Source organism: Microbacterium sp. T3-8, from assembly GCF_055398145.1.
This window is the reverse complement of sequence record NZ_AP027918.1, coordinates 2,790,227-2,815,382: the sequence shown is the minus strand read 5'-3', so window position 1 is coordinate 2,815,382 and position 25,156 is coordinate 2,790,227. Positions and strand designations below refer to the sequence as shown.

Genomic DNA, 25,156 nt, shown 5'->3' with positions numbered 1-25,156 from the left:
TCCTCACCAGAGCAAGGTGACGCCGACCGCGGCCACCACACCGATGGCCGCGGTCGGCCACCAGAACCACCGTCGACGCGCGGGGAGGAACGGCAGCGAGCGACCGCGCAGCGCGAGCAGTCCGACCGCTGCCAAGGTCGGCGCGAGAGCGACGCCCCACACCCAACCGCCGACCGCGAACCACGGGCCGCTGTGCCAGAGCAGCAGGAGCCCGGCGAGCGCCCACACGAGGTCGCTGAGCGAGGGGAGCAGCGCCTTCGCGCGGAGGGCCCGGAGCAGCGCGACGACACCGAGCGCCAGTGCGATGCCGAAGACCGACCATCCCAGGATCAGATACGGCTCGGCGGGGCCGGGGATCGGCGCACCCGAGAGATACGACATCGCGACGTAGTCGACGGTCGCGACGGTGTTCGACAGGGCGATGAAGGCCGTGCCGGCGTCGCGATCCATCGTGAGGATCGTGCGGAAGCCCGCTGTGCCGCCGTTGTGCCAGGTCTGAGTGCCGGCGCCGTCGAAGGACGCAGAGGTGATCCAGCCCCAGCCGATCTCGCCCTCCGCTCCCAGGGGAGCGGTCGGCTCGAGTGCGGCTGCGCCCGGCGCCGAGCCGTCGAGGTTGGCCTGTGCCCAGATCGCCAGGTCGGATGCCGTGGTGAACGTCGACGACCCCGCGGGCAGATATCCCTCCCCCCACCAGCGCGGTGCGGGTGTGCCGTTGAGGAGGAAGCCCGGAACCGCATCGACCGGCACCTCTGCGGCCGTCGCCGCGACCGTGGTGTGCTCCATCCCGAGCGGGCCGGTGAGGCGCTCGTCGAGCAATGTCGCATAGTCGTCGGCGCCGGCCGCCTCGACGAGTGCGGTTCCGAGGAGCGAGACGGCGAAGTTCGAGTAGACGGCGCCCTGGTCGGGGTCGACGGGGGCGATGGCCGCGTCGGCGATGAGCTGCGCCGTGGTCGACGACGCGTAGGCGTTGTCGTTGAGGATCAGGCTCGACACCGCGCCGTCGGCGGCCGTCGCGCCCAGGCCGGGGAGTCCGGAGGAGTGCTGCGACAGCGACGCGAGGGTGACGTCGCCGGCATCCGTTCCCTCGAGGGCCGTGAGGTGCTCCGCGAGGCGATCATCGGGGGCCACCTCTCCGCGTTCGATCGCGTCGGCGAACAGCGCTCCGGTGAAGGTCTTCGTGATCGAACCGAGCTCGAACACGGTGTCGGGCCCGGGCGCCTCCGGGTGTGCGGGATCGGCGTCACCGAGACCGGCGAAGACGACGCCGTCCGGATCGATCTCCGCGACCGACAGCGAGCGGAATCCGTCGAGGCCTCCGGGCAGAGTGCGGATGCTCTCCGCCAGGGTCTCGTCACCGCTCCAGGCCGAGGTCACGGTCTGCTGCTGCGGCCCGACGGCCGCGCCGAGGGCGATCGCGGCGACCGCGCCGCCCGCCAGGAGGCCGAGCACGGGACCGGGGGAGCGTCGCGCGGGCGACGTCGCTGTCGGGGTGGGGGCTGTGAGTGCGGGGGTGGGGGATGTCACGGTGCGGCTGCTCCTCAGCTCGAGGCGATCATGGTCAAGACGAGGAGCGGCACGATGCGCGCCCCCGGCACCTCGTAGAACCCGCGGCGCGGGGAGGACAGCCACCCCGCGCTCACGAGCTGCCGGAGGTGGTGGTAGAGCTGGCCGGACGACGCGAACTGCTCCAGTTCGAGCAGCTCAGCGGTGGTCTGGGTGCCGGTGAGGATGACGCGCACGAGCTCGAGACGCACCGGGTGCCCCAGTGCTTCGAGGGGTCGAGCGAGTTCGCCCCAGTCCTTGCTGAGGAGCTCTTCCGCGTAGAGGCCGTACTGCCAGCGGATGGGCCCGGCCGGTACCTCGACGGCACCCGCCATCATCACCGCGCCGGGAGCCCGGCGTCCGAGTTCATTGACGAACCAGAGCGGATCGGCGGCGGGGTCCGATGTCGCAGCCCCCGGTTCCGGTGTCACGGTCGAGGCGTCGGCCGACGGCTCCTCGACCTGCGCACGCAAACGCTCGAGTTCGCGTTCGAGGGCGTCGACCCGGCTTTCGATCGCGTGCAGCGCGTCACGTTCCATGGCTACAACCGTAGCAATAGTTCGTAATTACGGATAAATCGAACTTTTATGATCCGCTGAACAGCACGATCACGTACACCGCGAAGACCGCGAGGTGCGCGGCGCCGTGCATGGCCGTCACCCGCTTCGCCGCGAACGTGGTCACCGAGAGCAGCAGCGTCACACCCAGCATCAGGAGGTTCGCCGGAGACTCGGCCAGCACCACGGTCTGGCCGGTGAGCATGCCGATGACCAGTACGGCGGGGATCGTGAGCCCGACCGTCGACACCAGCGCCCCGTGGCAGAGGTTCACCACCCGCTGCGCCTCGCCCCCGAGAGCTGCCCGCACTGCGGTGAGGGACTCCGGCAGGAACACGATCGCGGCGATCAGCACGCCGGCCAGTGCGGCCGGGGCTCCGAGGCGACCGAGGCCGTCGTCGAGGAGCGCCGCCATGTCGTGCGAGAGCAGCACGATCGGGGTGACCGTCACCACGAGCAGGGCGAGGCGCACCAGGACCTCGGTGCGCTGCGCGGCGAGAGTCTCGCGGATGCCCGTGCGCGGCGCCGCGTCCGCGGCATCCGTCCGTCGCCGCAGGCGTTCGTCGACCTCGGTGAAATCGCCCGCCTGCGCCCCCATCTGCCGGAAGAGGAAGAATGCGTAGATCCCGAGGGTCAGGATCACGATCGGGATCTCCTGGCCGAGGGTGTACGAGCCGTCGCGGCCGATGAGAGCCGGGAGGGCGAACGCGAGCGCGACGAGCACCACGAGCATCGCCAGGTAGGCCGAGGTTCCCGTGCGGTTGTGCGCCATGCCGCGGTGGCGGAGACCGCCGAGCAGCAGTGCGAGACCGATCACGAGGTTCAGGATGATCATCGCGACGGCCATCACCGAATCCCGGGCGATGGTGGCGTGGTCGCCCGGTCCGAGCATGACGGCCGAGATGAGGATCACCTCGATCAGCACGATGGACAGGGTGAGTACGAGCGATCCGTAGGGGTCGCCCAAACGGTGGGCGAGGGCTTCGGCCTGCTTCACCACGCCGAACGCGCACACCAGGATCACACCGATGATCACCCCGAGGGCGACGATCAGCAGGGGGACGGCCACAGGGGCCGCGAGCAGGGGGTGCGCCAGCAGCACCAGGACGTAGGCGCCCCAGCCCAGGGCGATTCGGGCGATATCGGGTCGTCCGATGAACTGCTTCACAGCGGTGGGGATCATCATCCGGTTCCTTCGCGGGGCCGTCCCCGGGTGATGACGCGATCCGGGTCGTCCCGGCCGCAGCGTGCACCGTGCACACCCAGTATTCTACCGGCTGTGTCCGACGTATTCCTGGGCAGTACTCGTCGAGGAGAAGGGGAGCGCATCGCGCTCCGGAGAGGAGAAGCGGATGCTGGCGGTCGTCGTGCACATCGCGGTCGCTGCGATCGCGGGGTGGCTGGCCGTCGAGGCCGCGCACTACGCCCGGAAGCATCCGAATCGTGATCGTCGCGATCCGCGCCGCCTCCGACTGATGAAGATCCTGCCGATCGGCGGGTGGACCCTCCTCCTGCTCAGCATCCCCATGATCCTGCTCTCGGATGCTTCGCGCGACGATGATCGCACCGCCATGGCGATCGCCTCGTTCGCGATCCTCGGCGGCGGCATCCTGTTCCTCGTCATGTACCGCAACTGGTACGTCGCGTTCGGCGACGAGGAGGTGACCTTGCGCACGCTCGCGGGTGTCACGCGCAGCTTCCGCTACTCCGACATCACCGACTACTCGGTACGGCGCTCGGATCAGGGGCCGATGCTCACGGTGCGCACCGCGCGCGGAGTGCGGCTGAGCCTCAACATCCGGATGTACGACGCCTCGCCGTTGCTCGCACAGCTGCAGTTCCACCAGGCGACGGGGCGTTGGGCGATCCGCGGAGAGCTACGCCGCTGACTGGTCCTCGTCGTCCTCGTCGTCGCTGCGCAGATGCGCGATGTGGGCCGCGTGCCGCTGCAGATGGTTCGGCGAGCGGCGCACGAACAGCCAGGCGACGACGAGCAGCGCGAACCAGATCGGCGTCACGAGCAGAGCCGTGAGGGTATCGGGCTGGGTGGTCAGCGCCCACAGGATGAAGACGAAGAACGCCAGCACGACGTAGACCATGAACACTCCGCCCGGCATCCGGAAGGCCGAGGCCGCGGCCTTCTCCGGGCGCCGGCGGCGGTAGACCACATAGCTGAGCAGGAAGATCGTCCACACGAACATGAAGCACACGGCGGAGACCGTCGTCACCATGTCGAAGGCGGTGCCGATGTCCTCGCCCGCGTAGAGCAGCACGACGCCCGAGAGCAGGAGGATGCAGGAGAGGAACAGCGCGTTCTGGGGCACGCGGCGCTTCGACAGGCGACCGAACAGCTTCGGCGCGTCACCGTCCTGCGCGAGCCCGAAGACCATGCGCGAGGTGGAATAGATGCCCGAGTTGGCGCTCGACATCGCCGAGGTCAGCACCACCAGGTTCACGACGGTCGCGGCGATGCCGAGGCCGGCCAGGGCGAACATCGCGATGAAGGGGCTCTCCCCGGCGACGTACTCGGTCCAGGGGGTCACCGCCATCAGCACGATCAGCGCGCCGACGTAGAAGAGCAGGATGCGGATCGGGATGGCGTTGATCGCCTTGGGGAGGTTCCGCTTCGGGTCCTTCGTCTCGGCGGCGGCGGTGCCGACCAGCTCGATCCCGACGAACGCGAAGACCGCGATCTGGAAACCGGCCACGAACCCCATGAACCCGTGCGGGAACATGCCGCCGTGGCTCCAGAGGTTCGCGAACGACGCGGTACCGGCGTCGTGCTCGAAGCCGGTGAAGATCATCACGAGACCGGTGACGATGAGAGCGACGATCGCCACGATCTTGATCAGCGCGAACCAGAACTCCATCTCACCGAATGCGGCGACCGTGGGGAGGTTGAGCGCGAGCAGGATGACGACCACGGCGACACCCGGGATCCACAGCGGGATGCCGGGGATGAGGGTGTTCGTGTACCCGGCGATCGCGATGACATCGGCGACGCCCGTCACCACCCAGCAGAACCAGTACGTCCAGCCCGTGAAGAACCCGGCCCACGGCCCCAACAGGTCGCTGGCGAAGTCGCTGAACGACTTGTACTTGAGGTTCGACAGCAGCAGCTCGCCCATCGCGCGCATCACGAAGAAGAGCATGAACCCGATGATCATGTAGACGAAGATCACCGAGGGACCGGCCACCGAGATCGTCTTGCCGCTGCCCATGAAGAGCCCGGTCCCGATCGCACCGCCGATCGCCAGGAGCTGGATGTGGCGGTTGCTCAGCGCTCGCCGGAGGTGCTGTTCTTCGTCGGTACTCTGCACGGTCACCCGATGCAGAGTAGCCGACGAGAATGGGTCACTCCGAAGCGACACCCCTGCGGCGCAGCGCCAGCGCACCGAGCGCGAGGAGCGCGAGTGCGACGAGCGCGACCGGCCCCGCGGGGAAGTCCGACCCCGTCGTGGCGAGGGCGTCACCGGCATCCGATCCTGCGCCGGATCCCGCTCCGGCACCGCTGTCGCCGCCGTCCGTGCCGTCGCCGCTGCCGCCGTCACCGCTGCCGCCGTCGGCGACCGTGGCGAGCACCGTGACCGCGAGCTCGGCGGCGCCCGAGGCCGCCGTGGCGGTCAGGGTGTGCGCCCCCGGAGCGACGGATGCCGGGGGAACGACGACCGCGCGTGCCGTGCCGTCGGCTCCCGCGGTGAGGGTCGCGAGGCGCACCGGGTCGGAGTTCAGCACGAGCTCGATCTGCTCGCCCTCCGCGAAGCCCGAGACGGTGATCTCGGAGGGCGAGCCGATTCGAAGGGTGCCGCCCGTGACCGCGATCCGCTTCTCGGTGAACGCCGCGCCGAACGACAGTTCGACGGTCTGCGAGGGGAAGAGCTTGAACTCGACGGGGGAGAGGTCCTGCGCCTCGGTGCCGTCGCCGTAGATGTCGACCGTTCCCGAATCGAGCAGCAGGCGCACGGAGGTTCCGTCGGCGAGGTCGCGCACGCCCGCGATGCCCTCGTAGGAGCCGGGCCAGTTCGCGAGTCCGAGGGTGCCGGATGCCGCGACCGGGGCGTCGTCCAGCGAGCCGGACCACCCGAAGAGGGCGAAGCGGCCGGTGTCGTCGGCGCTGCCGGCGACGATCAGGTAGTCACCGGACTCGGCGCGGGCCATGTCGCGGATCGCTCGCCCGCCCAGGTCGAGGAGGATCGGGTCGCCGACGACGGCATCCGCCCCGGCGACGACGTCGGCGATGTCGGCGACGGGCACGATGAGAGCATCCGCGTCATCGCCGACCTCGGGCGAGCGGAAGCCGAGCCACAGCGTCGTGCCGTCCGGCGCGATCGCCGCTCCCTCGATGTTGAGCGAGTCGGGACCCTCGGCCGAGACCCCCGGCTGGGTGGCCGCGAGGAACCCGAAACGGTCGGCGCCCAGGCCGTGCTGGCCTTCGTGATCCCAGGCGACGAGCGCATCGCGCAGCACGTTGCGGTAGCCGACGAACGTGAGCGTCGCGTCCGCGCCGGATCCGGAGATCTGCGTCTGGAGCACGATGTCGCGGTCGAGGCGCACGTTGCCGCTGCGGGTGTTGCCGGTCGATCCGATCCAGAAGACCTGGTCTCCGGCCCGGGCGACGGCCTCGAAGTCGTGGGCTTCACCTGCGCGTTCGAACTCGATGCGATCGCTGAAGTCGAACGCCGCGACGGCTTCTCCGCCCTCTTCCGAGAAGAGGCGGATCGCGTTCGAGTCGTCGTCGGCCGCGAAGAAGTAGCCGTCGCCGGCGTCGATCGCGGCGGAGGCGTCCGACATGCCGAAGTGCCCGCGAGCGCCGTCATCGGCGAAGGCCGGGGCGACGCGGTACGGGAGCTGCGAGATCGCGGTGCGTCCGTCGTCGGTGCGTAGATGCACGGTGAGCACGGCGGCGCCGGTGGCCGCGGGTGTCGCCGCGAGCCGGAACGATCCGTCGTCGGCGACGTCGAGGCGGATCGCCTCGTCGGGCACGACCGCGGGGTTGCTGCTGGTCACGGTCGCCGTGACGGCCTCGCCGGCGGCATCGGCGATCACGCCGGTGGCTGCGGGGTTGGTGTCCTGCCCGAGCACGGCGGCGAGGGCGCTGCCGGCGCCGCCGGGAACGCGCACGTCCCACGACAGGGTCGGCTTCGCGAGGATGGGGCCCACCGCATCCGTGCCCGGCTCGAACCCGGGCGCGAAGGCGACACCGCGGAACGCGGTCTGGGGCGCCGCCGTCGCGAGCACATCGGTCTGCGCGGTGAACGCGGAGTCGTCACCGGAATCGAGGATCCGCACGATCTCGTTGCCCTGGTTGAGCCCGCGCACGGCGTACAGCACCGAATCGTCGCCGGCCGGGCGTGCCTCGAGGCCCCAGAAGTCGCCCGGCAGGGTGTCGACCCAGGTCCAGGTGGCACCGGTCCGGCGGTACTTCGCGATGCCCTCGTTCGCCCCCTCCGTGTAGCCGACGTACAGGTGTTCGCCGGCGAAGGCGAAGTCGTGCGCGACGGAGGCCCCGTCCGGGGCCGCGGCCACGAGCGTGAGCGGTGCTCCCGCGGCGGTGGGGATGCCGGTGCCGACCGTGTTCAGCCCCGAGAACCCGCTGCGGTCGCTCGTGAGGTAGAGCTGGCCGTCATGGATGTCGACCACGCGGCCGTTGTTGAGGTTGCTGCTGCCGGAGACGACGGCGGTGGGGGTGGTCCCACTGGCTTCGACCGTGAGGACGCCGCCGGCGGGAGCCGTGGAGTCGCCGCCGTGCCCGCCCGCCCAGTAGCGTGTGCCGTCGACCGTGGCGGTGCCCCGGATGTGACGCAGCGAGAACGCTCCGGCGAGCGTCGTGGCGGTGTCGACGTCGCCCTCCGATCCGATCCGGGCGATCACGCGCAGCGTGTCGGGGGCGGCCGTGTCGTTGAGCGAGCCCGATCCCGGGGCCGCGTCGTATCCGCCGAGCGTCACGTAGCGGTGATCGGCGGACTGCTGCAGTGCCCCCTGCTGGTCGCGGTTCGCCCCGAGGGTGAACGCGTGCTGATCGCCGGCATCCGTCGTCGGCAGCGCGATCGTGCCGCCGAGCTCGCCCTGTCCGTCGAGGAGCTGGATCGCGACCGGAACCGCGTCGTTGCCGGTGGTCGCGCCGTCGCCGACCACCGAGACGGCGAGCTGGTCGGCGGGGGCATCGGCGGCGACGGCGGCCTGCGGGGCGACGATCGCCGCGCTCGCCGCGACGAGCGCGGCGAGGCCGAAGGAGAGGGAGCGGGGGATGGGCACGGCGAGTACCTCCGGTCGGGGGTCGGGTCGATCCGACACAAACGGAAGCGGACGAACGGATGCCGACGCAGGGGTGAACGGCAGGCGAACAGCGCACCGGGAACATGACGGATGTCATCCGCACCGCGTGACATCGCCCTCCGGTGCGGGCCGGGCTCGCGGCGCTTCACTGGGAGCATGAGCCAGCCCCTCGTCGCCCCCGCCGATCGCCCTCCCGCAGACTCCGCGCCCGCCGTCGATCTCACCGGCATCGTCCGACGCTTCGGGCACGGCGCGAATCGGATCGTCGCGGTCGATCACGTCGACCTCCGCATCGAGCGCGGCGATGTGGTCGCTCTGCTCGGCCCGAACGGCGCGGGCAAGACCACCACGATCGACGTGCTCCTCGGACTCTCCGAACCCGACGAGGGCACGGCGCGCGTGCTCGGCACGCATCCGCACCGCGCGGTCACGGCGGGGCGCCTCGCGGCGGTGCTGCAGACCGGCGGACTGCTCTCCGACCTGACCGTGCGCGAGACGATCTCGGTGGTCGCCGGGCTGCACGGCGCTTCCGGTCGCATCGCCGAGGTCATCGATCGCGCCGACCTCACCGCGATCGCGCGTCGCCGCGTCGGCAAATGCTCGGGTGGCGAGAAGCAGCGCGTGAAGTTCGCGCTCGCGCTGCTGCCGGACCCGGACGTGCTGGTGCTCGACGAGCCGACCGCGGGGATGGACGTCACCGCCCGTCGCCGCTTCTGGGAGGCGATGCGGGTGGATGCCGACGCCGGCCGCACGATCGTGTTCGCCACCCACTACCTCGAAGAGGCCGAGCAGTTCGCGCGGCGCACGATCGTCATGAATCACGGACGTGTGGTCGCCGATGGCGCCACCGCCCGCCTGCGCGCGTCACTGGGCGGCCGCATCGTCTCGGCGACGATCCCCGGCGGGATCGCTGCGCTTGCCGCGGAACTCCGCGCCGACGCCTCCGTCGCCGAGGTGTCGACCGACGCCGATCGGCTCACGGTGCGCACCGAGGCATCCGATCTGCTCGCCGGACGGCTGCTGTCGCTCGGTGCCTGCGATCTCGAGATCACCGCTCCCACCCTCGAATCCGCCTTCACCTCGCTCACGGAGGACCCGTCATGACCACGCTCGTCGCCCCCGCGCTGTACCGCACCGAACTCGTGCGGCAGATCCGCAACCCGTACACGCTCGCCTTCACCCTGGCGATGCCGGTGGCCATGTATCTGCTCTTCGGTGCGAGCATGTCGTACGCCTCGCAGAGCGTGGGCCAGGCGAACGTCTCGTTCTACGTGATGGTGTCGATGGGGGCGTACGGCACGGCCACCGCGATGAGCTCGCTGTGCTCGCTCGCCGCCTCCGAGGTCGGACAGGGGTGGGGGCGTCAGCTCGCGCTCACCCCGCTCTCGACCGCGGGATACGCGGTGACCAAGGTGCTCGCCGCGGTGTCGTTCTCGGCGCTCGCCGTGCTCTTCGTGTATGCGGCCGGTCTCGCGACGGGTGCCGAGGCATCCGACACCTGGCGCTGGTTCGCCGCCGCCGGAATCACCCTGGGTCTGGGGCTGATCTACGGCCTGTTCGGACTCGGGGTCGGCCTCGCCTTCAACTCCGACTCGGCGGCCGCTCTCGCCTCGATCTCGATCACCTTCTTCGGCTTCTTCGGCAACGTCTTCATCCCGCTCGACGGCGTGATGCTCGACATCGCGAAGTGGACCCCGATGTACGGCTACGTCGCGCTCGTGCGCTGGCCGGCCACCGACGGCACCCTCGTGGCGGGCGGGGCCGACCCGCTCTGGGCCGTGCTGCTGAACGTCGTCGTCTGGGCCGTGCTGTTCGCCGCGCTCGTGCGTCTCGGCGTGATGCGCTCGCGCAGCCGTCGTTAGGCTGGGCCGATGACCACCGAGGCTGCCGAGACCCCGGCGCACACCGGTCCCTGGGAGCGCTGGGGATGGTTGATGGCCGTCGTCTGGATGGTCTTCCTCGTCTACCCGGTGCTGGCGCTGCTCGCCTCGGATGCCGCGACCGGATGGGTCGTGCTCGGATGGGCGGGACTGGGCGCATTCGCGACCGTGTACGTGGTCGGATTCGTCATCGGGATGCGCTCGTCGTGGGGACGACCGCGCCCGATCGTGCGCACGCTGTTCTGGGTGCAGATCGCGTGCGCGCTCGCGACGATCCCGGCGATCGAGTCGCAGGCGCTGAGCTTCCTCCCGTACCTCATGTCGTACGCCAGCTACGGGCTGCGGGGTGCCTGGCACTGGGTGACGACCCTGGCGGGCATCGCGATCGCGGCGGGGACGATCGTCGCGACGGGGAGGTTCGGCGACCACTTCCAGATCCTCGTCATCGTGCTGCTCATCGCGGTGGTGAACACTGTGAACACCTGGCTGATCGGGCGCTCGGTCGACGCCGACAAGGTGCGGATGGACCTCGCCACCAGCGAAGAGCGCACCTCGATCGCCCGCGACGTGCACGACCTGCTCGGGCACACCCTCACGGCCGTGAAGCTCAAGGCCGAGCTCGCCGAACGCCTCGTCGACCACGACCCCGTGCGCGCCAAGGCCGAACTCGCGCAGATCGTGCACCTCACGGGCGAGGCGATCGCCGGTGTGCGCAGCACCGTCACCGGCATCCGCAGCGTCGCCCTGGCGGAGCAGGTCGATGCGAGCACGGTCGCGCTCGAATCGGCGGGGTTGCACGTCGACGTCGAGGGTGACGCCGCAGCGCTGTCGCCCGCGCAGGCCCTGCCCGCCGGGTGGATCGTGCGGGAGTCGACCACGAACATCCTGCGTCACGCGAAGGCACGGCGGGTGCGGATCACGATGGCCCCCGGCGTGGTGGCGATCGAGGACGACGGTCGCGGCGCACGGGGGCCCGCGGGCAACGGTCTGCGCGGGATGGCCGAACGCGCCGCGGCGGCGGGCGCGGTGCTCGTCGTGGAGGATGCCCCGCTGGGCGGGACGAGAGTGAGTGTGACCTGGTGAGCGATCCGATCCGGCTGCTGCTCGTCGACGATCAGGCTCTCGTGCGGGGAGCGATGGGTGCCCTGCTCGAACTCGAGGACGATCTGACGGTCGTCGCCGAAGCCGCCGACGGTGCCGAAGCGGCGGAGCGAGCGGCGCAGGCGCGGCCCGACGTGTGCCTGATGGACATCCAGATGCCCGGTGTCGACGGGGTGGCCGCGACGCGCGCCGTGCGCGAGGTCAGCCCGTCGACGCGTGTGCTGATCGTGACGACCTTCGCGCGTCCCGGGTATCTGCGCCGGGCTCTGGACGCGGGGGCGAGCGGCTTCATCGCCAAGGACACTCCGGCCGCGCAACTCGCGCACGCGGTCCGGCGGGTGCATCAGGGACTCCGCGTCGTGGATCCCGCGCTCGCCGAGGCCTCGCTGTTCGAGGGCGCCAACCCGCTGAGCGAGCGCGAGCAGCAGGTGTTGCGGTTGTCGGCGGACGGGCGCGCGATCGCGCAGATCGCCGCCGAGGTCTTCCTGTCGGCCGGGACGGTGCGCAACCATCTGTCGTCGGCCATCGGCAAGACGGCGACCGAGAATCGTGCGCAGGCGGCCCGCATCGCCCGCGACAAGGGGTGGATCTAGGACCCGGCTGGATCTGGAACCGGCGGGATCTCGGGGGCGGGTCTCGCGAACAGCTCGGGATCCACGGGCCGCTGCGCGCGGGGCAGTTTCTCGACGACCAGCAGGTACGACTCGGTGACCAACTCGGTCACGAGTCCCGGTTCGAGCGACGGGCCCGGGCGCAGCGAGATCCAGTGCTTCTTGTTCATGTGGTACCCCGGCAGGATGTCGGCGAACGTCTCGCGCAGGGCGACCGCGTCGTCGGGATGCGACTTGACGGTCACCCGACCCGTGCCGTCCAGGGGCAGGAGCAGGAAGACGCGTCCGCGCACCTTGTAGACGTCCCACTCGGGGCCGAACGGGTTGGTCAGCTCGGCGCCGGGGAGTTCTTCGGCGCGTTCGGCCGCCGTGGCGGTGAGGGCATCGGCATCCATCGTCAGAACAGCCGATCCGTTCCCTTGTCGTCGGATCGCGCGGCGACGGCGACGCGATCGTCGAGGGATGCCGCCGCCAGCAGCGCCTCGTCGATGAGCTCGCGATCGCCCTGCGCGGTGAGCCACTCGTGGGCGAACGCGGTCGGGATGAGGACCGGCATGCGGTCGTGCACATCGGCGAGATGGGCGGGCGCGGGGCGCATCACGATCGAGTAGCAGGTGAACCATTCGCCATCGGCGGTGCGGCCGCGCTGCGTGACGGCCGCCATTCCGAACAGGGTGCCCTCGCCCATGCCGAACTCGTGCCACACGCGCTCGGGCTTCTTCATCTCGAACCAGCCGGTCGCCGGCACCAGCGCGCGGGTCTTGAGCGAGCCGGGGCGCTCCTGCAGGCGCTCGGAGCGGGTGTTGATCGAGGGGAATTTCGCGGGTTCGCCGTTCACCAGGAACCCCCACCACGCGGGCTCGAGCGTGGCCTGGCCGTCGGCATCGACGACCACGGGATTGAGGTTGCGGAGGTTCTTGCCGGTCGGGCGCAGGGTCTCACCCGCGTTCTGCTGCGCCCACTGGCGCAGGCCGTCGAGCACGTCGGCGTCGGCCTCGGCCAGCAGCTCGGCGTCGGTGAATCGGGGATCCAGTCCATAGCTCGCGCACATGCCCACAGGCTAGCCCGGGCCACCGACATCCGTCAGGGGGCGGGAGGGGGGATCCGGTACCGTGAAACGAGTGACTCCGACCCGTTCGCTCCCCGCGCCGCTCGCGATCGGCGGTGCCGTGGCGATCGGCGTCATGACCGCGATCCAGGCGCGCATCAACGGCGTCCTCGGCATCCGTCTGGGCGATGGGATCGTCGCCGGTCTCGTCTCCTTCGCCGTCGGTACGGCCGTCCTCGCCGTCATCGTCGCCTCCCTCCCGTCCGGCCGCGCCGGTATGGTCCGGCTCGTCCGCGGAGTACGAGGCAGGACCATCCCGCCGTGGATGCTCCTCGGCGGCGCCTGCGGCGCGCTCACCGTCTCGACGCAGGGGCTCACCGCCGCCGTGCTCGGGGTCTCGCTGTTCACCGTGGGAGTGGTCGCGGGGCAGACCCTGCACGGACTCGTGCTCGACCGGATCGGTTTCGGACCCGCGGGCGTCGTGGCCGTGACGATGGGTCGCGTCGCCGGTGCCGCGCTCGCGCTGGTGGCCGTCGGCGTCTCGCTGGGCGGAGACGTGCTGCGCACCGCCCCGCTGTGGATGCTCGTGCTCCCGTTCGCCGCCGGCGTGGGCATCGCGTGGCAGCAGGCCGTGAACGGACGCCTGGCGCAGCGCGTGTCGTCGCCCATGGTGGCGACCATGACGAGCTTCATCGCCGGCACGGTCGTGCTCGCCGTCGCCGCCGCGATCAGCGTCGTCTCGCAGGGTGCCCCGCACGGACTGCCGGCCGAACCGTGGCTGTACGCGGGCGGTTTCCTCGGCGTCGTCTACATCTTCGTCGGGGCGTTCCTCGTCGCGCACACCGGGGTGCTGCTGCTCGGACTGGGATCGGTGCTGGGGCAGCTCGTCGCCGCGGTCGCGATCGACCTGATCTGGCCCACCGAGGCGGGGCCTGCGACCTGGCAGATCGTCACGATGGTGGTGATCGCCGCAGCATCCGTGCTCGTGGCGGTCGTGCGCCGACGGCGCTGACTACTTGTTCTTCTTCTTCTCGGACTTCTCGTCCTTCGTCGCCCCGTCCGACGGCATTCGCGTCAGCAGCGCGTCGGCATCGACGGGCGTGCGCCGCCCCGGGGACTTCGCCGGCTTGCCGCCGACGTAGAGCCACCCCAGCAGCACCTCGTTCTTCGCCAGTCCGTGCGCCCGCGCGACCGCCTTCGACCGCGTGTATCCGCCGGTGCGCCAGAACACGCCCCACCCGGCTTCGTCGAGCAGCAGGCTCAGCGTGTGCGCGACACCGGAGGCGACCGCCTCCTGCTCCCACACCGGCACCTTGTGGTTCGTGCGATAGCTGCCGACCACCGCGATCAGCAGCGACGCACGCAGCGGCTTGGTCGACGGCTTCTTCTCGCCCTCGGCCTTCGCGATCGCGGCGCCCAGGGCGAGCCGGTCGTCACCGCGCAGCTCGATCAGTCGCCACGGCCGCAGCGACGAATGATCGGCCACGCGCCCGGCGGCGGCGATCAGCGGAAGGAGCTCCTCGCGGGAGGGCGCCTCCTCGGTGACCTTCGACCAGGACTGCCGCGAGCGGACGGCGTCGAGCGCGCTCACGCCTCGGGGGCCTCGGGAGTGAAGTTCATCGCCAGCGAGTTCATGCAGTAGCGGTCGCCGGTCGGGGTGCCGAAGCCGTCGGGGAAGACATGGCCGAGGTGCGATCCGCACGTCGCGCACCGCACTTCGGTGCGGACCATGCCGAGCGAGGTGTCCTCGATGAGCTCGACGGCCTCGGGGCGGATCGACTCGTAGAAGCTCGGCCAGCCGCAGCCGGAGTCGAACTTCGTGCCGCTCTGGAAGAGCTCAGCGCCGCATGCGCCGCAGGTGTAGAGGCCGGCGCGTCCCTCGTCGAGCAGCTCGCCGGTCCAGGCGCGCTCGGTCGCCGCCTGGCGCAGCACGGCGTACTGGTCGTCGCCGAGCTCCTTGCGCCACTCGTCTTCGGTCTTTTCCACGCTGTACGACATGAGTCCTCCTGGGGTCCTCTCCATTCTCCCCTGTCGCGGGGCGCCGGGCTGCGTGCATCCACAATGGAGGGATGACGGATGCTGTTCGCGAGCGCTACGCGCGCTTCGCCGAGAAGGAGGCGCCCGGTCGCAGCGCGCTCTACGCGGAGTGGGCGGCGGGCGTCGCCGGCGACGGCCCGGTGCAGAAAGTGCTCGCGCGGATCCCCGAGAATCGGCGTCAGCCGCCGCTGGTGTTCGCGGTGACCCGGCTTCTCGGAGCAGCGCTCGAGGGATATCCGGTGTGGCGGGACTTCGTGCTCCGGAACGCGGATGCCGTCGTCGCCCAGTGCTCCGCGCGCTCGCTGCAGACCAACGAGCCGCTCCGGCTCGCGGCGCTCCTCCCGGTGCTGTCGGAGATCGACGGACCGATCGCGCTGCTGGAGATCGGGGCATCCGCGGGCCTCTGCCTCTACCCGGATCGTTACTCGTACCGCTTCAGCGGCTCCGATGGCGAGGCGCGGGTGGCGCTCGATCCGCTCGACGGGGTCTCCCCGGTCGTGCTCGCCAGTCGGGTCGACGGGGAGCTTCCGGACCTGCGGCTGCCCGAGATCGTGTGGCGCGCCGGGATCGATCTCGCACCGCTCGATGCCCGCGATGCCGACGATCGTCGGTGGTTGCAGGGGCTCGTGTGGCCGGGGGAGACCGGCCGCGAGCAGCGGATCGCGGCGGCGCTCGACATCGCGGCATCCGATCCGCCGACGCTCGTCGCCGGCGACGCGCTCGAACGCCTCGATGCTCTCGTCGCCCGGGCGCCGGTCGGGGCGACGCTCGTGATCACCACCCCCGGCGTGCTCGTGCACATCCCGCGCGCCGCCAGGTCGGCTCTGGTCGCCCGCATCCGTGAGCTCCCGGCGCGGTGGGTCACGATCGACCCGCCCGGCCTGCTGGACGTCTGGGAGCCGCCGATCGACGTGGAGGCGTGGCCCGGGTTCGCGGTCGCGCTCGACGGGCGGGTGCGTGCGGCGGCCGATCCGCTCGGCGCGTGGTGGGAGTGGCGCGCGGCCGAGCGGCCGCACCCGTCCTAACCTGGGCACATGATCGGTGACCTCACGGAGCGCGACCGCGCGATCCTCGCGCTGGAGACGGTCTGGCCCCGGCACAGCGGGGCCAAGGAGGAGGCGATCCGGGCGCAGCTGGGCATGAGTGCCGCGCGCTACTACCAGCTCCTCGGCCGGCTGATCGAGTCGGATGCCGCCCTCGAGTTCGATCCGATGCTGATCCGTCGGCTGCGGCGTCTGCGCGACGCGCGCGTCGTGCGCCGTTCGGCACGGACGCCCGGTTTCGTGGGCTGACCGCGCTCTCGGATAGCATCGTGGGGTGTCCAAGCCCACCCGTGATCGTTTCGACGACGTCCCCCGCTCATCCGGCCGCGTCGGGGCGCACCGCGCCGAAGCGCCGGGGATGAACGGATGGGTGGTGCTGCTGTGGTCGTTCGTCGCGGCGCTCGTGCTCATCATCGTGGGCATCTTCGGCTCGCTGGTCGTGATGGGGCGGATCGACCTCTTCCCCGAAGCGGTACCGACCGCCGAGCCGACCCCGGTCGAGACGGGTGTGGTCGACACGACGTTCGAGGTGACGATCCTCAACGCGACGCCCGATGAGGGTCTCGACGAGCAGATGCGCGACACCCTGCTCAACGCCGGGTTCGCCACCGTGTACGCGAGCGACAGCGGCAGCCAGGACTTCGAGACCACCACGGTGTACTACGTCGACGAGGCCGATCGTCCGGCCGCACTCGGCGTCGCCGACCTCATCGGGGGAGCGGCGGTCGAGCAGAGCGACTTCTACGCCGACCTCAACGACGGCGAGGCGAAGCAGCTCACGATCGTCGTCGGCCTCGATCGCTCCGCCACGGCGCCCGAGACTTCGGCCGAGACGCCCGCTCCCTGAGACGCGTCGGGCACCCTCCGTCCGCGGCTTGCACTCGCAGGGGTCGAGTGCCAGAATGGCGTTAGCACTCTCACACTCTGAGTGCTAAACCCAACGTCTACGTCCAGGAGGGACGAAAAAACTCATGGCAAAGATCATTGCTTTCGATGAGGAGGCCCGCCGCGGCCTCGAGCGCGGCCTCAACATCCTCGCCGACGCGGTCAAGGTGACCCTCGGCCCGCGCGGTCGCAACGTCGTGCTCGAGAAGAAGTGGGGCGCCCCCACGATCACGAACGACGGTGTGTCCATCGCCAAGGAGATCGAGCTGGACGACCCGTACGAGAAGATCGGCGCGGAGCTCGTCAAGGAGGTCGCCAAGAAGACCGACGACGTCGCCGGTGACGGAACCACCACCGCCACGGTCCTCGCACAGGCCCTGGTCCGCGAGGGACTGCGCAACGTCGCAGCCGGCGCCGACCCGATCTCGCTCAAGCGCGGCATCGAGAAGGCCGTCGCCGCGATCACCGAGGAGCTGCTTTCCAGCGCCAAGGAGATCGAGTCGAAGGAGCAGATCGCCGCCACGGCATCCATCTCCGCCGCAGACCCCGCGATCGGCGAGCTCATCGCCGAGGCGATCGACAAGGTCGGCAAGGAGGGTGTGGTCACCGTCGAGGAGTCGCAGACCTTCGGCACCGAGCTCGAGCTCACCGAGGGCATGCGCTTCGACAAGGGCTACCTGAACCCGTACTTCGTCACGGACCCCGACCGTCAGGAAGCCGTCTTCGAGGACCCCTACATCCTGATCGCGAACCAGAAGGTCTCCAACATCAAGGACCTCCTGCCGATCGTCGACAAGGTGATCCAGGACGGCAAGGAGCTCGTCATCATCGCCGAGGACGTCGAGGGCGAGGCTCTCGCGACTCTCGTGCTCAACAAGCTCAAGGGCATCTTCAAGTCGGTCGCCGTCAAGGCTCCCGGCTTCGGCGACCGTCGCAAGGCGCAGCTGCAGGACATCGCGATCCTCACCGGTGGTCAGGTCATCACCGAAGAGGTCGGCCTGAAGCTCGAGAACGCCACGCTCGACCTGCTGGGTCGTGCCCGCAAGGTCATCGTCACCAAGGACGAGACCACGATCGTCGAGGGTGCCGGTGAGGCCGAGCAGATCGAGGGTCGCGTGACCCAGATCCGTCGCGAGATCGAGAACACCGACAGCGACTACGACCGCGAGAAGCTGCAGGAGCGCCTGGCGAAGCTCGCCGGTGGCGTCGCCGTCATCAAGGCGGGCGCGGCCACCGAGGTCGAGCTCAAGGAGCGCAAGCACCGCATCGAGGACGCCGTCCGCAACGCGAAGGCAGCCGTCGAAGAGGGCATCGTCCCCGGTGGTGGCGTCGCGCTGATCCAGTCGGGCACGAAGGCGCTCAACGGTCTGTCGCTCACGGGTGACGAGGCGACCGGTGCGAACATCGTCCGCGTGGCGATCGAGGCTCCGCTCAAGCAGATCGCACTCAACGCCGGCCTCGAGCCGGGCGTCGTGGCGAACAAGGTCTCCGAGCTCCCCGCGGGCCAGGGCCTCAACGCCGCCACGGGCGAGTACGTCGACATGTTCGGCGCCGGCATCATCGACCCGGCGAAGGTGACGCGCTCCGCGCTGCAGAACGCCGCGTCGATCGCCGCGCTGTTCCTCACCACCGAGGCCGTCGTGGCCGACAAGCCCGAGAAGGCGTCCGCTCCGGTCGGCGACCCGTCGGGTGGCATGGACTTCTGATCCATCGCGCATGACAGAACGCCCCCGGCTTCGGCCGGGGGCGTTCTGCGTTCCTGTGGACGGCGGGGAGGAACCACCGTCCGCAGGACGTCGGGGTCGGCCGGTGAGCATCGGCCGACGGGCATCAGCGGAACAGGCTCGCGGAGTACTGGTCGGCGTCGCTGTACTGCATCGCGGCCGAACCGAGTGAGGTGCCGATCGAGTCGAGCACCTGCTCGACCTGCAGGGCCGCCGTGCGCCACTGCTCCGCACATCCCTGGAACGCGGTCGAGGCGCTGCCGACCCATGACGACTGCAGCTGCGTGAGCTGCGCCATAAGGGTGGTCGATTCGGACTGCAGGCGCTCCATGGTGGCGCGGGCCGCGCTGTTCGCTGCCTGGACTGCTTCGGTGTCGACGGTGAAGACGGACATCTGGATTCTCCTTCGTGATGGGAGTTCCGAGATTAGGTCGAGCATCCGCCCGTCCGTCCCCGCGATGCGCGTGCTCCACGGCGTCGCGGAAGAACCTGTGCGATCGCCCGGCTGTGCAGGGCGTGTGTTGGGCGCGACGGGGCGTGTGCCGGGCGCGGCCGTGTCAGAGGTCGAGCGGCTCGAGCGGCTGCGTGTCCTCGAGCAGGTGCGCGGGCGTCGCGCGCGACGGTGCCAGGGGCAGGGTCACCGTGAAGGTGGCGCCGCCGCCGGGGGTCTCCGAGACGGCGACGCTGCCGTGCAGCGCCTTCATGATCGACGCGACGATCGCGAGGCCGAGGCCCGACCCGCCGGTCTCCCGTGCGCGAGACGTGTCGGCGCGCCAGAAGCGCTCGAAGATCTGCTCGCGGATCTGCGGCGGGATGCCCTCTCCGTGGTCGACGATCGCGATGCTCGCCGTGCCCTGCACGCGGTTCGCGTCGACGACGATCTCGATCGGACCGTCCTCGGGAGAGAACCGGCGCGCGTTGCCGAGCAGGTTGGTGACGACCTGGCGCACCTTGTTCTCCTCGCCGAGCACGATCGGGGGAGTCCGGACCGGGGTGTCGGGGGTCTCCGAGAAGTCGATCGCGGGGATCTGCTCGGTCGGCGTGGGCGTCGAACGCGGACGCCGCCGCAGACGCGAGAGAGCCGCGCGCGAGAGCCCGCGGGGCGGGGGTGGGGGTGCGGGAACCGAGGCGATGCGCACGCTCGCGGTGTCGCTCGTCTCGGCGGTGCGGTCGATGACCGTCACGGTGCGTCCCGGAGCGGCCGCGCGCAGGTCGAGGGCGGCGTCGCGGGCCACGGGGCGCAGGTCGAGAGCGGCGATCTCCGGCTCGCGCTCCTCGTCGAGACGGGCGAGGGCGAGAAGGTCCTCGACGAGCACACCCATCCTGATCGCCTCCTTCTCGATGCGCTCCATGGCACGGGCGGTGTCCTCGTCGCCCTGGATCGCGCCCATCCGGTACAGCTCGGCGTAGCCGCGCACGCTCACCAGCGGCGTGCGCAGCTCGTGGCTCGCATCGCCGATGAACCGGCGCATGTGCCGCACCGTGCGCTCGCGCTGCGCGAGCGAGCGGTCGACGCGGTCGAGCATCGTGTTGATTGCGGTGTTGAGACGACCGACCTCGGTCGTCGGCTCCAGATCGGTGAGTCTCTGGCTGAAGTCACCCGCGGCGATCGACATGGCCGTCGCCTCGACCTGTCCCAGCCGGCGGAAGGTGAGGGTGACGAGCCCGCGGGTGGCGAGGGCGGCGATCAGGATCGTGATCAGGGCGATCGTGATGTAGATGCCGAAGTACTGCGAGATGATCCGGTCGGCCTCATCGAGCGGCATCGCGACGAGCTGGATGCGCAGGGCACCGCCGTCGGCGGGGATGATCGCGACGGCGCTGCGGTAGACGCTGCCGTCCTTGCCGAGGAGGTCGGTCACCTCGTCCTCGTTCGCCGCGGCCTTCTGCGGGGAGTACGACGAGGGGAAGAGCGGGGCGGACTCCAGCGGCATCGCTCCGGACGACGCGAGCAGATCCCCGTCCGCGTTGTAGATCGCGACGGCGAAGTCGCGCGGGGTGTCGCGGGGCGTCAGCGTCTCGCCGTCGTCGGCGAGCACGAAGTACCGATCGGCGAGGTTGCTCGACACCAGGGCGGGCAGCTGCGCGTCGATGTTCAGCACGAGCGCGTTGCGCAGCACCGGGACGGTGCCGACGCCGGCGACGAGCAACCCGAGCGCGAGGATCGCGACCGTGACGCCCGTGACTTTGGCGCGCAGACTGATCCGACGCCACCATGCGGTGACCGCATCCGGCTTGTGCGCCATGCGGTCCTCCCGGTGCGGCGTGGTTCTGGTCGAGCGGGCGCGGGTCAGGCGGACTTGCCGACCTTGAGCATGTAGCCGAAGCCGCGCTTGGTCTGGATGAGGGATTCCTCGGTGTGCGGATCGATCTTGCGGCGCAGGTACGAGATGTAGCTCTCGACGATGCCGGCATCGCCGTTGAAGTCGTACTCCCACACGTGGTCGAGGATCTGGGCCTTCGACAGCACGCGGTTCGGGTTGAGCATGAGGTAGCGCAGCAGCTTGAACTCGGTCGGGCTCAGCTCGATCGGTTCCTTGCCCACGTGCACGTCGTGCGTGTCCTGATCCATCGCGAGCTCACCGGCGCGGATGATCGACTCCTCGTCGGCCTGCATGGTCCGGCGCAGGATCGCCTGGGCGCGCGCGACGATCTCGTCGAGGCTGAAGGGCTTCGTGACGTAGTCGTCGCCGCCGGCGTTCAGCCCCTCGATCTTGTCGTCGGTGCCGTCCTTCGCCGTGAGGAAGAGGATCGGCGCGGTGAATCCGGCGCCGCGCAGTCGCTTGGTGACGCTGAACCCGTTCATGTCGGGCAGCATCACGTCGAGGATGATGAGGTCCGGCTCCTCCTCGAGCACGGCCGAGATGGTGGCGGCGCCGTTGGCGACCGTCTTCACCTGGAACCCCGCGAAGCTGAGGCCCGTGGAGAGCAGGTCACGGATGTTCGGCTCGTCGTCGACGACAAGGATGCGCGCAGCAGTCATGACCCCATTATGGTGACTCCGCCGATGCTCTGGCTGATTATCTGCCGGTGCGCCCCGTCGATCAGCGGTCAGCGAACGATGAGGCGAGGTCGTGCGCGTCGAGGATCGTGTAGCTGTAGCCCTGCTCGGCGAGGAAGCGCTGGCGGTTCTGGGCGTAGTCCTGGTCGATCGTGTCGCGGGCGATCAGGGTGTAGAAGCTGGCGGTGTGACCCGACTGCTTCGGGCGCAGCAGACGGCCGAGGCGCTGGGCCTCCTCCTGGCGCGATCCGAACGATCCCGACACCTGGATGGCGACGGATGCCTCGGGCAGATCGATCGAGAAGTTCGCGACCTTCGACACGACGAGCAGCTCGATCTCGCCCTCGCGGAACTGGCGGTACAGCTCCTCGCGCTCGTCGACCGGTGTCGCTCCGGTGATCTGCGGCGCATCGAGTGCCTGCGACAGCGTCTCGAGCTGGTCGAGGTACTGACCGATCACGAGGATCCGCTCGCCCGGGTGCTTCGCGATCAGCTCCCGCACGGCGTCGATCTTGGCCGGCGCCGAGGCGGCGAGACGATAGCGCTCGTCGTCGGTGGCGGCCGCGTACTCGAGCCGGTCGTCCGGTGGCAGGTCGACGCGCACCTCGTAGCAGGCGGCGGGGGAGATGAAGCCCTGCGCCTCGATCTGCTTCCACGGTGCGTCGAAGCGCTTGGGGCCGATCAGGCTGAAGACATCGCCCTCGCGACCGTCCTCGCGCACGAGCGTGGCGGTCAGGCCGATGCGGCGGCGGGCCTGCAGGTCGGCGGTGAGCTTGAACACCGGCGCGGGAAGGAGGTGCACCTCGTCGTAGACGATCAGACCCCAGTCGAGCGCGTCGAGGAGCGCCAGGTGCGCGTACTCGCCCTTCCGCTTGGCCGTGAGGATCTGGTACGTCGCGATCGTGACCGGCTTGACCTCCTTGGACTGGCCGGAGTACTCGCCGATCTCCTCGGGGGTGAGGCTCGTGCGCTTGAGCAGTTCGTCGCGCCACTGGCGGGCCGACACCGTGTTCGTGACGAGGATGAGCGTGGTCGTCTTGGTCGCCGCCATCGCGCCGGCGCCGACGATCGTCTTGCCCGCGCCGCAGGGGAGCACCACGACCCCGGAGCCGTCCTTCGCGAAGGCGTCGACGGCATCCTGCTGGTAGGGGCGGATCTTCCACGAGCTCTCGGCGAGGTCGATCTCGTGCGGTGTGCCCGGCGTGTACCCGGCCAGGTCTTCGGCGGGCCAGCCGATCTTGAGGAGCTCCTGCTTGATCTGGCCGCGGGCCCAGGCGTCGACGACGAAGGTCTCGGGGGTCGGGTGACCGATCAGCAGCGGCTGGATGCGCTTGTTGTGCGCGACCTGCGACAGCACCGCGGGGTCGGTGGAGCGCAGGATCAGCACGCCCTCCTCGTCGCGCTCGATCACCAGACGGCCGTAACGGTTTACCGTCTCCTTCAGATCGACGGCCACGGAGGGCGGCACGGGGAAGCGCGACCAGCGGTCGAGGGTCTCGAGCATGTCGTCGGCGGTGTGCCCGGCGGCGCGTGCGTTCCACAGTCCCAGGCGCGTGATGCGGTACGTGTGGATGTGCTCGGGGGCGCGCTCGAGCTCGGCGAAGATCGCCAGTTCGTGGCGCGCGCTCTCGGCATCCGCGTGGGCGACCTCGAGCAGCACGGTGCGATCGCTCTGGACGATCAGGGGGCCATCAGACATAGCAGACAATCCTACCCGCGCCCGGCTGTGCGGGCGCCTACGGGGCGACGATCGTCGCGCTGCGGATGCTCGACACGGGCAGGGTGCGCTCGACGTCGGCCGCTCGGTCGCGACCGCGCAGACGTCCGCCGCCGAGCCCGGTCGCTTCGAGGAGGAGGTCTCGGGTCGATCCGTCGGGCATGCCGACGGTGACGCGCACCACGGCACGCGCGCGGACGGCGGCCTCGAGTTCGCGGTCGAGCCAGGCGGCATCCGCGTCGGGGCCCTGTCGCGAGCGCAGGCGGGCGATCAACGGCGCGTAGTCGACGGCGGCGGTTGCCGGCGCGGTCGCCGTTCGCGGCGGATGCCGGTCGCCGATGAGAGGCGCGCCGTCGGCGCCGATGAGCGTGGCCGGGTACCGCGCATCGGTGAGCGCCCAGTACACCGTGTCGCGACCGACCTTGGTGGTGAGAGAGGCGACGTGAGCGGTCAGGCCGAGCGGGCGCAGGCTCTGGTCGACGGCCATCGCGTCGATGAGGTGCCGGTCGTCGCTCTCGATGCGCGTGCGTCCGGTCTCGTCGTCGGTCGACACGCGCACCAGCCCGTGACGCTGGGCGGTCTGGGCGATGAGGTAGGCGAGCGGCTGCGGGATGCCCGTCAGCGAGATACCGCCGAGGAAGTCGAGGATGCCCTGTTCGCTCTCACCGACGACGAAGGCGTGCGCGATCGACTCCGCGGTGAAGCGGTAGGAGGATGCCTGCGCCGCGGATTCGCGAGCGGCGATCGTGCGCAGCCGCACGTCGAGCGCGGGGGCGAGGGGGCCGGGGGCGATCGCCGTGAGGTCGTTCTGGAGGAAGATGCGATCGACCTCGGCGGGCAGCAGGACGCCGAGCGCCGAGGTGTCCGCGGGGGCTCCCTCGCGCAGCGGCGTCGCCCACGCGGGCTCGCTGCCGTCTCCGGCGACGAGTCCGAGCAGTCGGGCCGTCTCCCGCAGCGCGCGGCTGCGGTCGGGCCAGGCGGGATCCCACGGGTGAGCGTCGATCCAGGCGTCGGTGGCGATCCAGCCGCCGCTCGGGGTGCGCACGCCGCGCGGAAGAACGTCGCGGAACGACGTCGCGAGTCTCGTCCAGCGATCGGATGCGGAGGAGCGCAGCCAGCCGTCGCCGTCCGCGGTCACGCGCAGTCGACGCTCGGCCGCGGTGGCGAGCCCCGCGTCGACGGCGATCGACACGAGGGCGTCCACCAGGTCGACCGCGATCCCCGCCTCGGCGAGCTGGCGCTTCTCCGCGGCGCTCACGGTGCCGCCCGCGAGGAGCGAGAACGGGGCATCCCGGGTGATCATCAGCAGGTCGGCGAGGACGGCGACCGTGGTGAAGGCGCGCTCGGCGGCGTGCGCCGACGCCGCAGGGTCGGAAGGGTGCGGCGCCGATGCGTCGAGCGGTGCGGGGGCGGGGCGACCCTCGAGCGCCGTCGCGAGCTCCGGCCAGGTCGAGCCGTCGGCGGTCAGGAGCGCGAGGGCGTCGAGGGCCTCGCGCTGATCGCCGGCGTCGCCCGTATCGTCCGCACGCAGCAGGGCCGCCGCCTCGTCCGAGGTCAGCCGGGGCAGCGCCTTGGCCAGTGACGACGGATCGAGCAGGGCCTCGGCGGCGTCGAAGAAGTCGTGCCATCCGGGGTCGGCGCGCACACCGCGCGCGGCGAAGAGCCGCGTGAGGTCGTCGTCGCCCGCCGCAGCCAGGCGATCGGCCAGCGGTCGTGCGTGCGTGCTCATGACGA

At 70.5% G+C, this 25,156-nt stretch carries 24 protein-coding genes; 10 read left to right on the top strand and 14 right to left on the bottom strand.

Going from position 1 to position 25,156, the window contains the following annotated elements:
* Window positions 1-3: 3 nt before the first annotated feature.
* From ACZ5Y9_RS13475 to ACZ5Y9_RS13465, 3 genes are read right to left on the bottom strand one after another with little or no spacing between them, the layout of a single operon-like run.
* Window positions 4-1,524, bottom strand: a complete 1,521-nt coding sequence (locus ACZ5Y9_RS13475) for a serine hydrolase domain-containing protein (RefSeq protein ID WP_464471558.1) — start codon at window positions 1,522-1,524, stop codon at window positions 4-6.
* Between the two features lie 14 nt (window positions 1,525-1,538).
* On the bottom strand, window positions 1,539-2,081 hold the full coding sequence (locus ACZ5Y9_RS13470; RefSeq protein ID WP_464471557.1) for an ArsR/SmtB family transcription factor: 543 nt from the start codon (window positions 2,079-2,081) through the stop codon (window positions 1,539-1,541).
* Window positions 2,082-2,127: 46 nt separating this feature from the next.
* A complete protein-coding gene (locus ACZ5Y9_RS13465; RefSeq protein ID WP_464471556.1) occupies window positions 2,128-3,282 on the bottom strand; it encodes a calcium:cation antiporter in 1,155 nt (384 codons plus the stop codon).
* 169 nt (window positions 3,283-3,451) lie between these two features.
* Between ACZ5Y9_RS13465 and ACZ5Y9_RS13460 the strand changes: the two genes are divergently transcribed.
* A complete protein-coding gene (locus ACZ5Y9_RS13460) occupies window positions 3,452-3,988 on the top strand; it encodes a hypothetical protein (RefSeq protein ID WP_464471555.1) in 537 nt (178 codons plus the stop codon).
* Here ACZ5Y9_RS13460 and cycA read toward each other — a convergent pair.
* Both cycA and ACZ5Y9_RS13450 read right to left on the bottom strand, forming a co-directional pair.
* Window positions 3,977-5,425, bottom strand: a complete 1,449-nt coding sequence (gene cycA / locus ACZ5Y9_RS13455; protein WP_464471554.1) for a D-serine/D-alanine/glycine transporter — start codon at window positions 5,423-5,425, stop codon at window positions 3,977-3,979. The genes ACZ5Y9_RS13460 and cycA overlap by 12 nt on opposite strands.
* A gap of 28 nt (window positions 5,426-5,453) precedes the next feature.
* Window positions 5,454-8,354 carry a hypothetical protein gene (locus ACZ5Y9_RS13450; protein WP_464471553.1) on the bottom strand — a complete coding sequence of 967 codons (2,901 nt, stop codon included), beginning with the start codon at window positions 8,352-8,354 and terminating at the stop codon, window positions 5,454-5,456.
* A gap of 177 nt (window positions 8,355-8,531) precedes the next feature.
* Between ACZ5Y9_RS13450 and ACZ5Y9_RS13445 the strand changes: the two genes are divergently transcribed.
* Genes ACZ5Y9_RS13445 through ACZ5Y9_RS13430 form a run of 4 tightly spaced genes read left to right on the top strand, consistent with a single transcriptional unit; the run spans window position 8,532 to window position 11,949 of the window.
* Entirely contained in the window at window positions 8,532-9,479 is a 948-nt protein-coding gene (locus tag ACZ5Y9_RS13445; RefSeq protein WP_464471552.1) for an ABC transporter ATP-binding protein, read from the top strand.
* Entirely contained in the window at window positions 9,476-10,237 is a 762-nt protein-coding gene (locus ACZ5Y9_RS13440; protein ID WP_247624999.1) for an ABC transporter permease, read from the top strand. Before ACZ5Y9_RS13445 ends, ACZ5Y9_RS13440 begins: the two co-directional genes overlap by 4 nt.
* A gap of 9 nt (window positions 10,238-10,246) precedes the next feature.
* Window positions 10,247-11,338 (top strand): sensor histidine kinase, encoded by a 1,092-nt coding sequence (locus ACZ5Y9_RS13435; protein ID WP_464471551.1) that lies wholly within the window; start codon window positions 10,247-10,249, stop codon window positions 11,336-11,338.
* Window positions 11,335-11,949 carry a response regulator transcription factor gene (locus tag ACZ5Y9_RS13430; RefSeq protein WP_336642024.1) on the top strand — a complete coding sequence of 205 codons (615 nt, stop codon included), beginning with the start codon at window positions 11,335-11,337 and terminating at the stop codon, window positions 11,947-11,949. The genes ACZ5Y9_RS13435 and ACZ5Y9_RS13430 overlap by 4 nt, the downstream gene beginning before the upstream one ends.
* Here ACZ5Y9_RS13430 and ACZ5Y9_RS13425 read toward each other — a convergent pair.
* The gene (locus ACZ5Y9_RS13425) at window positions 11,946-12,362 is read right to left on the bottom strand and encodes an MmcQ/YjbR family DNA-binding protein (RefSeq protein WP_247624997.1); all 417 of its coding nucleotides are present in this window, start codon (window positions 12,360-12,362) and stop codon (window positions 11,946-11,948) included. The genes ACZ5Y9_RS13430 and ACZ5Y9_RS13425 overlap by 4 nt on opposite strands.
* A 2-nt stretch (window positions 12,363-12,364) precedes the next feature.
* The gene (locus tag ACZ5Y9_RS13420) at window positions 12,365-13,018 is read right to left on the bottom strand and encodes an SOS response-associated peptidase family protein (protein ID WP_247624996.1); all 654 of its coding nucleotides are present in this window, start codon (window positions 13,016-13,018) and stop codon (window positions 12,365-12,367) included.
* A 133-nt stretch (window positions 13,019-13,151) separates the two neighbouring features.
* Here ACZ5Y9_RS13420 and ACZ5Y9_RS13415 point away from each other — a divergent pair, with 133 nt between their 5' ends.
* Window positions 13,152-14,027, top strand: coding sequence for a DMT family transporter (locus ACZ5Y9_RS13415; RefSeq protein ID WP_464472745.1), 876 nt, complete (start codon window positions 13,152-13,154; stop codon window positions 14,025-14,027).
* On the opposite strand, the gene ACZ5Y9_RS13410 is transcribed toward ACZ5Y9_RS13415, so the two are convergent.
* Together ACZ5Y9_RS13410 and msrB are read right to left on the bottom strand one after the other, a co-directional pair.
* Entirely contained in the window at window positions 14,028-14,606 is a 579-nt protein-coding gene (locus tag ACZ5Y9_RS13410) for a nitroreductase family protein (protein ID WP_247624994.1), read from the bottom strand.
* Window positions 14,603-15,013: a peptide-methionine (R)-S-oxide reductase MsrB gene (gene msrB, locus ACZ5Y9_RS13405; RefSeq protein ID WP_247624993.1), complete on the bottom strand. Its 411-nt coding sequence runs from the start codon at window positions 15,011-15,013 to the stop codon at window positions 14,603-14,605. Before msrB ends, ACZ5Y9_RS13410 begins: the two co-directional genes overlap by 4 nt.
* 71 nt (window positions 15,014-15,084) lie before the next feature.
* Between msrB and ACZ5Y9_RS13400 the strand changes: the two genes are divergently transcribed.
* The 4 genes from ACZ5Y9_RS13400 to groL all read left to right on the top strand — a co-directional run bounded on the left by ACZ5Y9_RS13400 (window position 15,085) and on the right by groL (window position 18,686).
* Entirely contained in the window at window positions 15,085-16,077 is a 993-nt protein-coding gene (locus ACZ5Y9_RS13400) for a DUF2332 domain-containing protein (RefSeq protein ID WP_247624992.1), read from the top strand.
* A 9-nt stretch (window positions 16,078-16,086) separates the two neighbouring features.
* Window positions 16,087-16,344, top strand: coding sequence for a DUF3263 domain-containing protein (locus ACZ5Y9_RS13395; protein WP_247634216.1), 258 nt, complete (start codon window positions 16,087-16,089; stop codon window positions 16,342-16,344).
* Window positions 16,345-16,369: 25 nt separating this feature from the next.
* Window positions 16,370-16,942, top strand: a complete 573-nt coding sequence (locus tag ACZ5Y9_RS13390; protein ID WP_247624990.1) for a LytR C-terminal domain-containing protein — start codon at window positions 16,370-16,372, stop codon at window positions 16,940-16,942.
* Window positions 16,943-17,066: 124 nt separating this feature from the next.
* Complete coding sequence (gene groL / locus ACZ5Y9_RS13385) at window positions 17,067-18,686, top strand: chaperonin GroEL (protein WP_247956659.1); 1,620 nt, start codon at window positions 17,067-17,069, stop codon at window positions 18,684-18,686.
* Window positions 18,687-18,810: 124 nt separating this feature from the next.
* Here groL and ACZ5Y9_RS13380 read toward each other — a convergent pair whose 3' ends face one another.
* From ACZ5Y9_RS13380 to ACZ5Y9_RS13360, 5 genes are all read right to left on the bottom strand, one after another.
* The gene (locus ACZ5Y9_RS13380; RefSeq protein ID WP_247624988.1) at window positions 18,811-19,098 is read right to left on the bottom strand and encodes a WXG100 family type VII secretion target; all 288 of its coding nucleotides are present in this window, start codon (window positions 19,096-19,098) and stop codon (window positions 18,811-18,813) included.
* Between the two features lie 163 nt (window positions 19,099-19,261).
* Window positions 19,262-20,950, bottom strand: coding sequence for a sensor histidine kinase (locus tag ACZ5Y9_RS13375; RefSeq protein ID WP_247624987.1), 1,689 nt, complete (start codon window positions 20,948-20,950; stop codon window positions 19,262-19,264).
* Between the two features lie 44 nt (window positions 20,951-20,994).
* On the bottom strand, window positions 20,995-21,687 hold the full coding sequence (locus ACZ5Y9_RS13370; protein ID WP_247624986.1) for a response regulator transcription factor: 693 nt from the start codon (window positions 21,685-21,687) through the stop codon (window positions 20,995-20,997).
* A gap of 61 nt (window positions 21,688-21,748) precedes the next feature.
* Window positions 21,749-23,404, bottom strand: coding sequence for a DNA repair helicase XPB (locus ACZ5Y9_RS13365; RefSeq protein WP_247624985.1), 1,656 nt, complete (start codon window positions 23,402-23,404; stop codon window positions 21,749-21,751).
* Window positions 23,405-23,441: 37 nt separating this feature from the next.
* Window positions 23,442-25,151, bottom strand: a complete 1,710-nt coding sequence (locus ACZ5Y9_RS13360) for a helicase-associated domain-containing protein (protein WP_464471550.1) — start codon at window positions 25,149-25,151, stop codon at window positions 23,442-23,444.
* Window positions 25,152-25,156 lie beyond the last annotated feature (5 nt).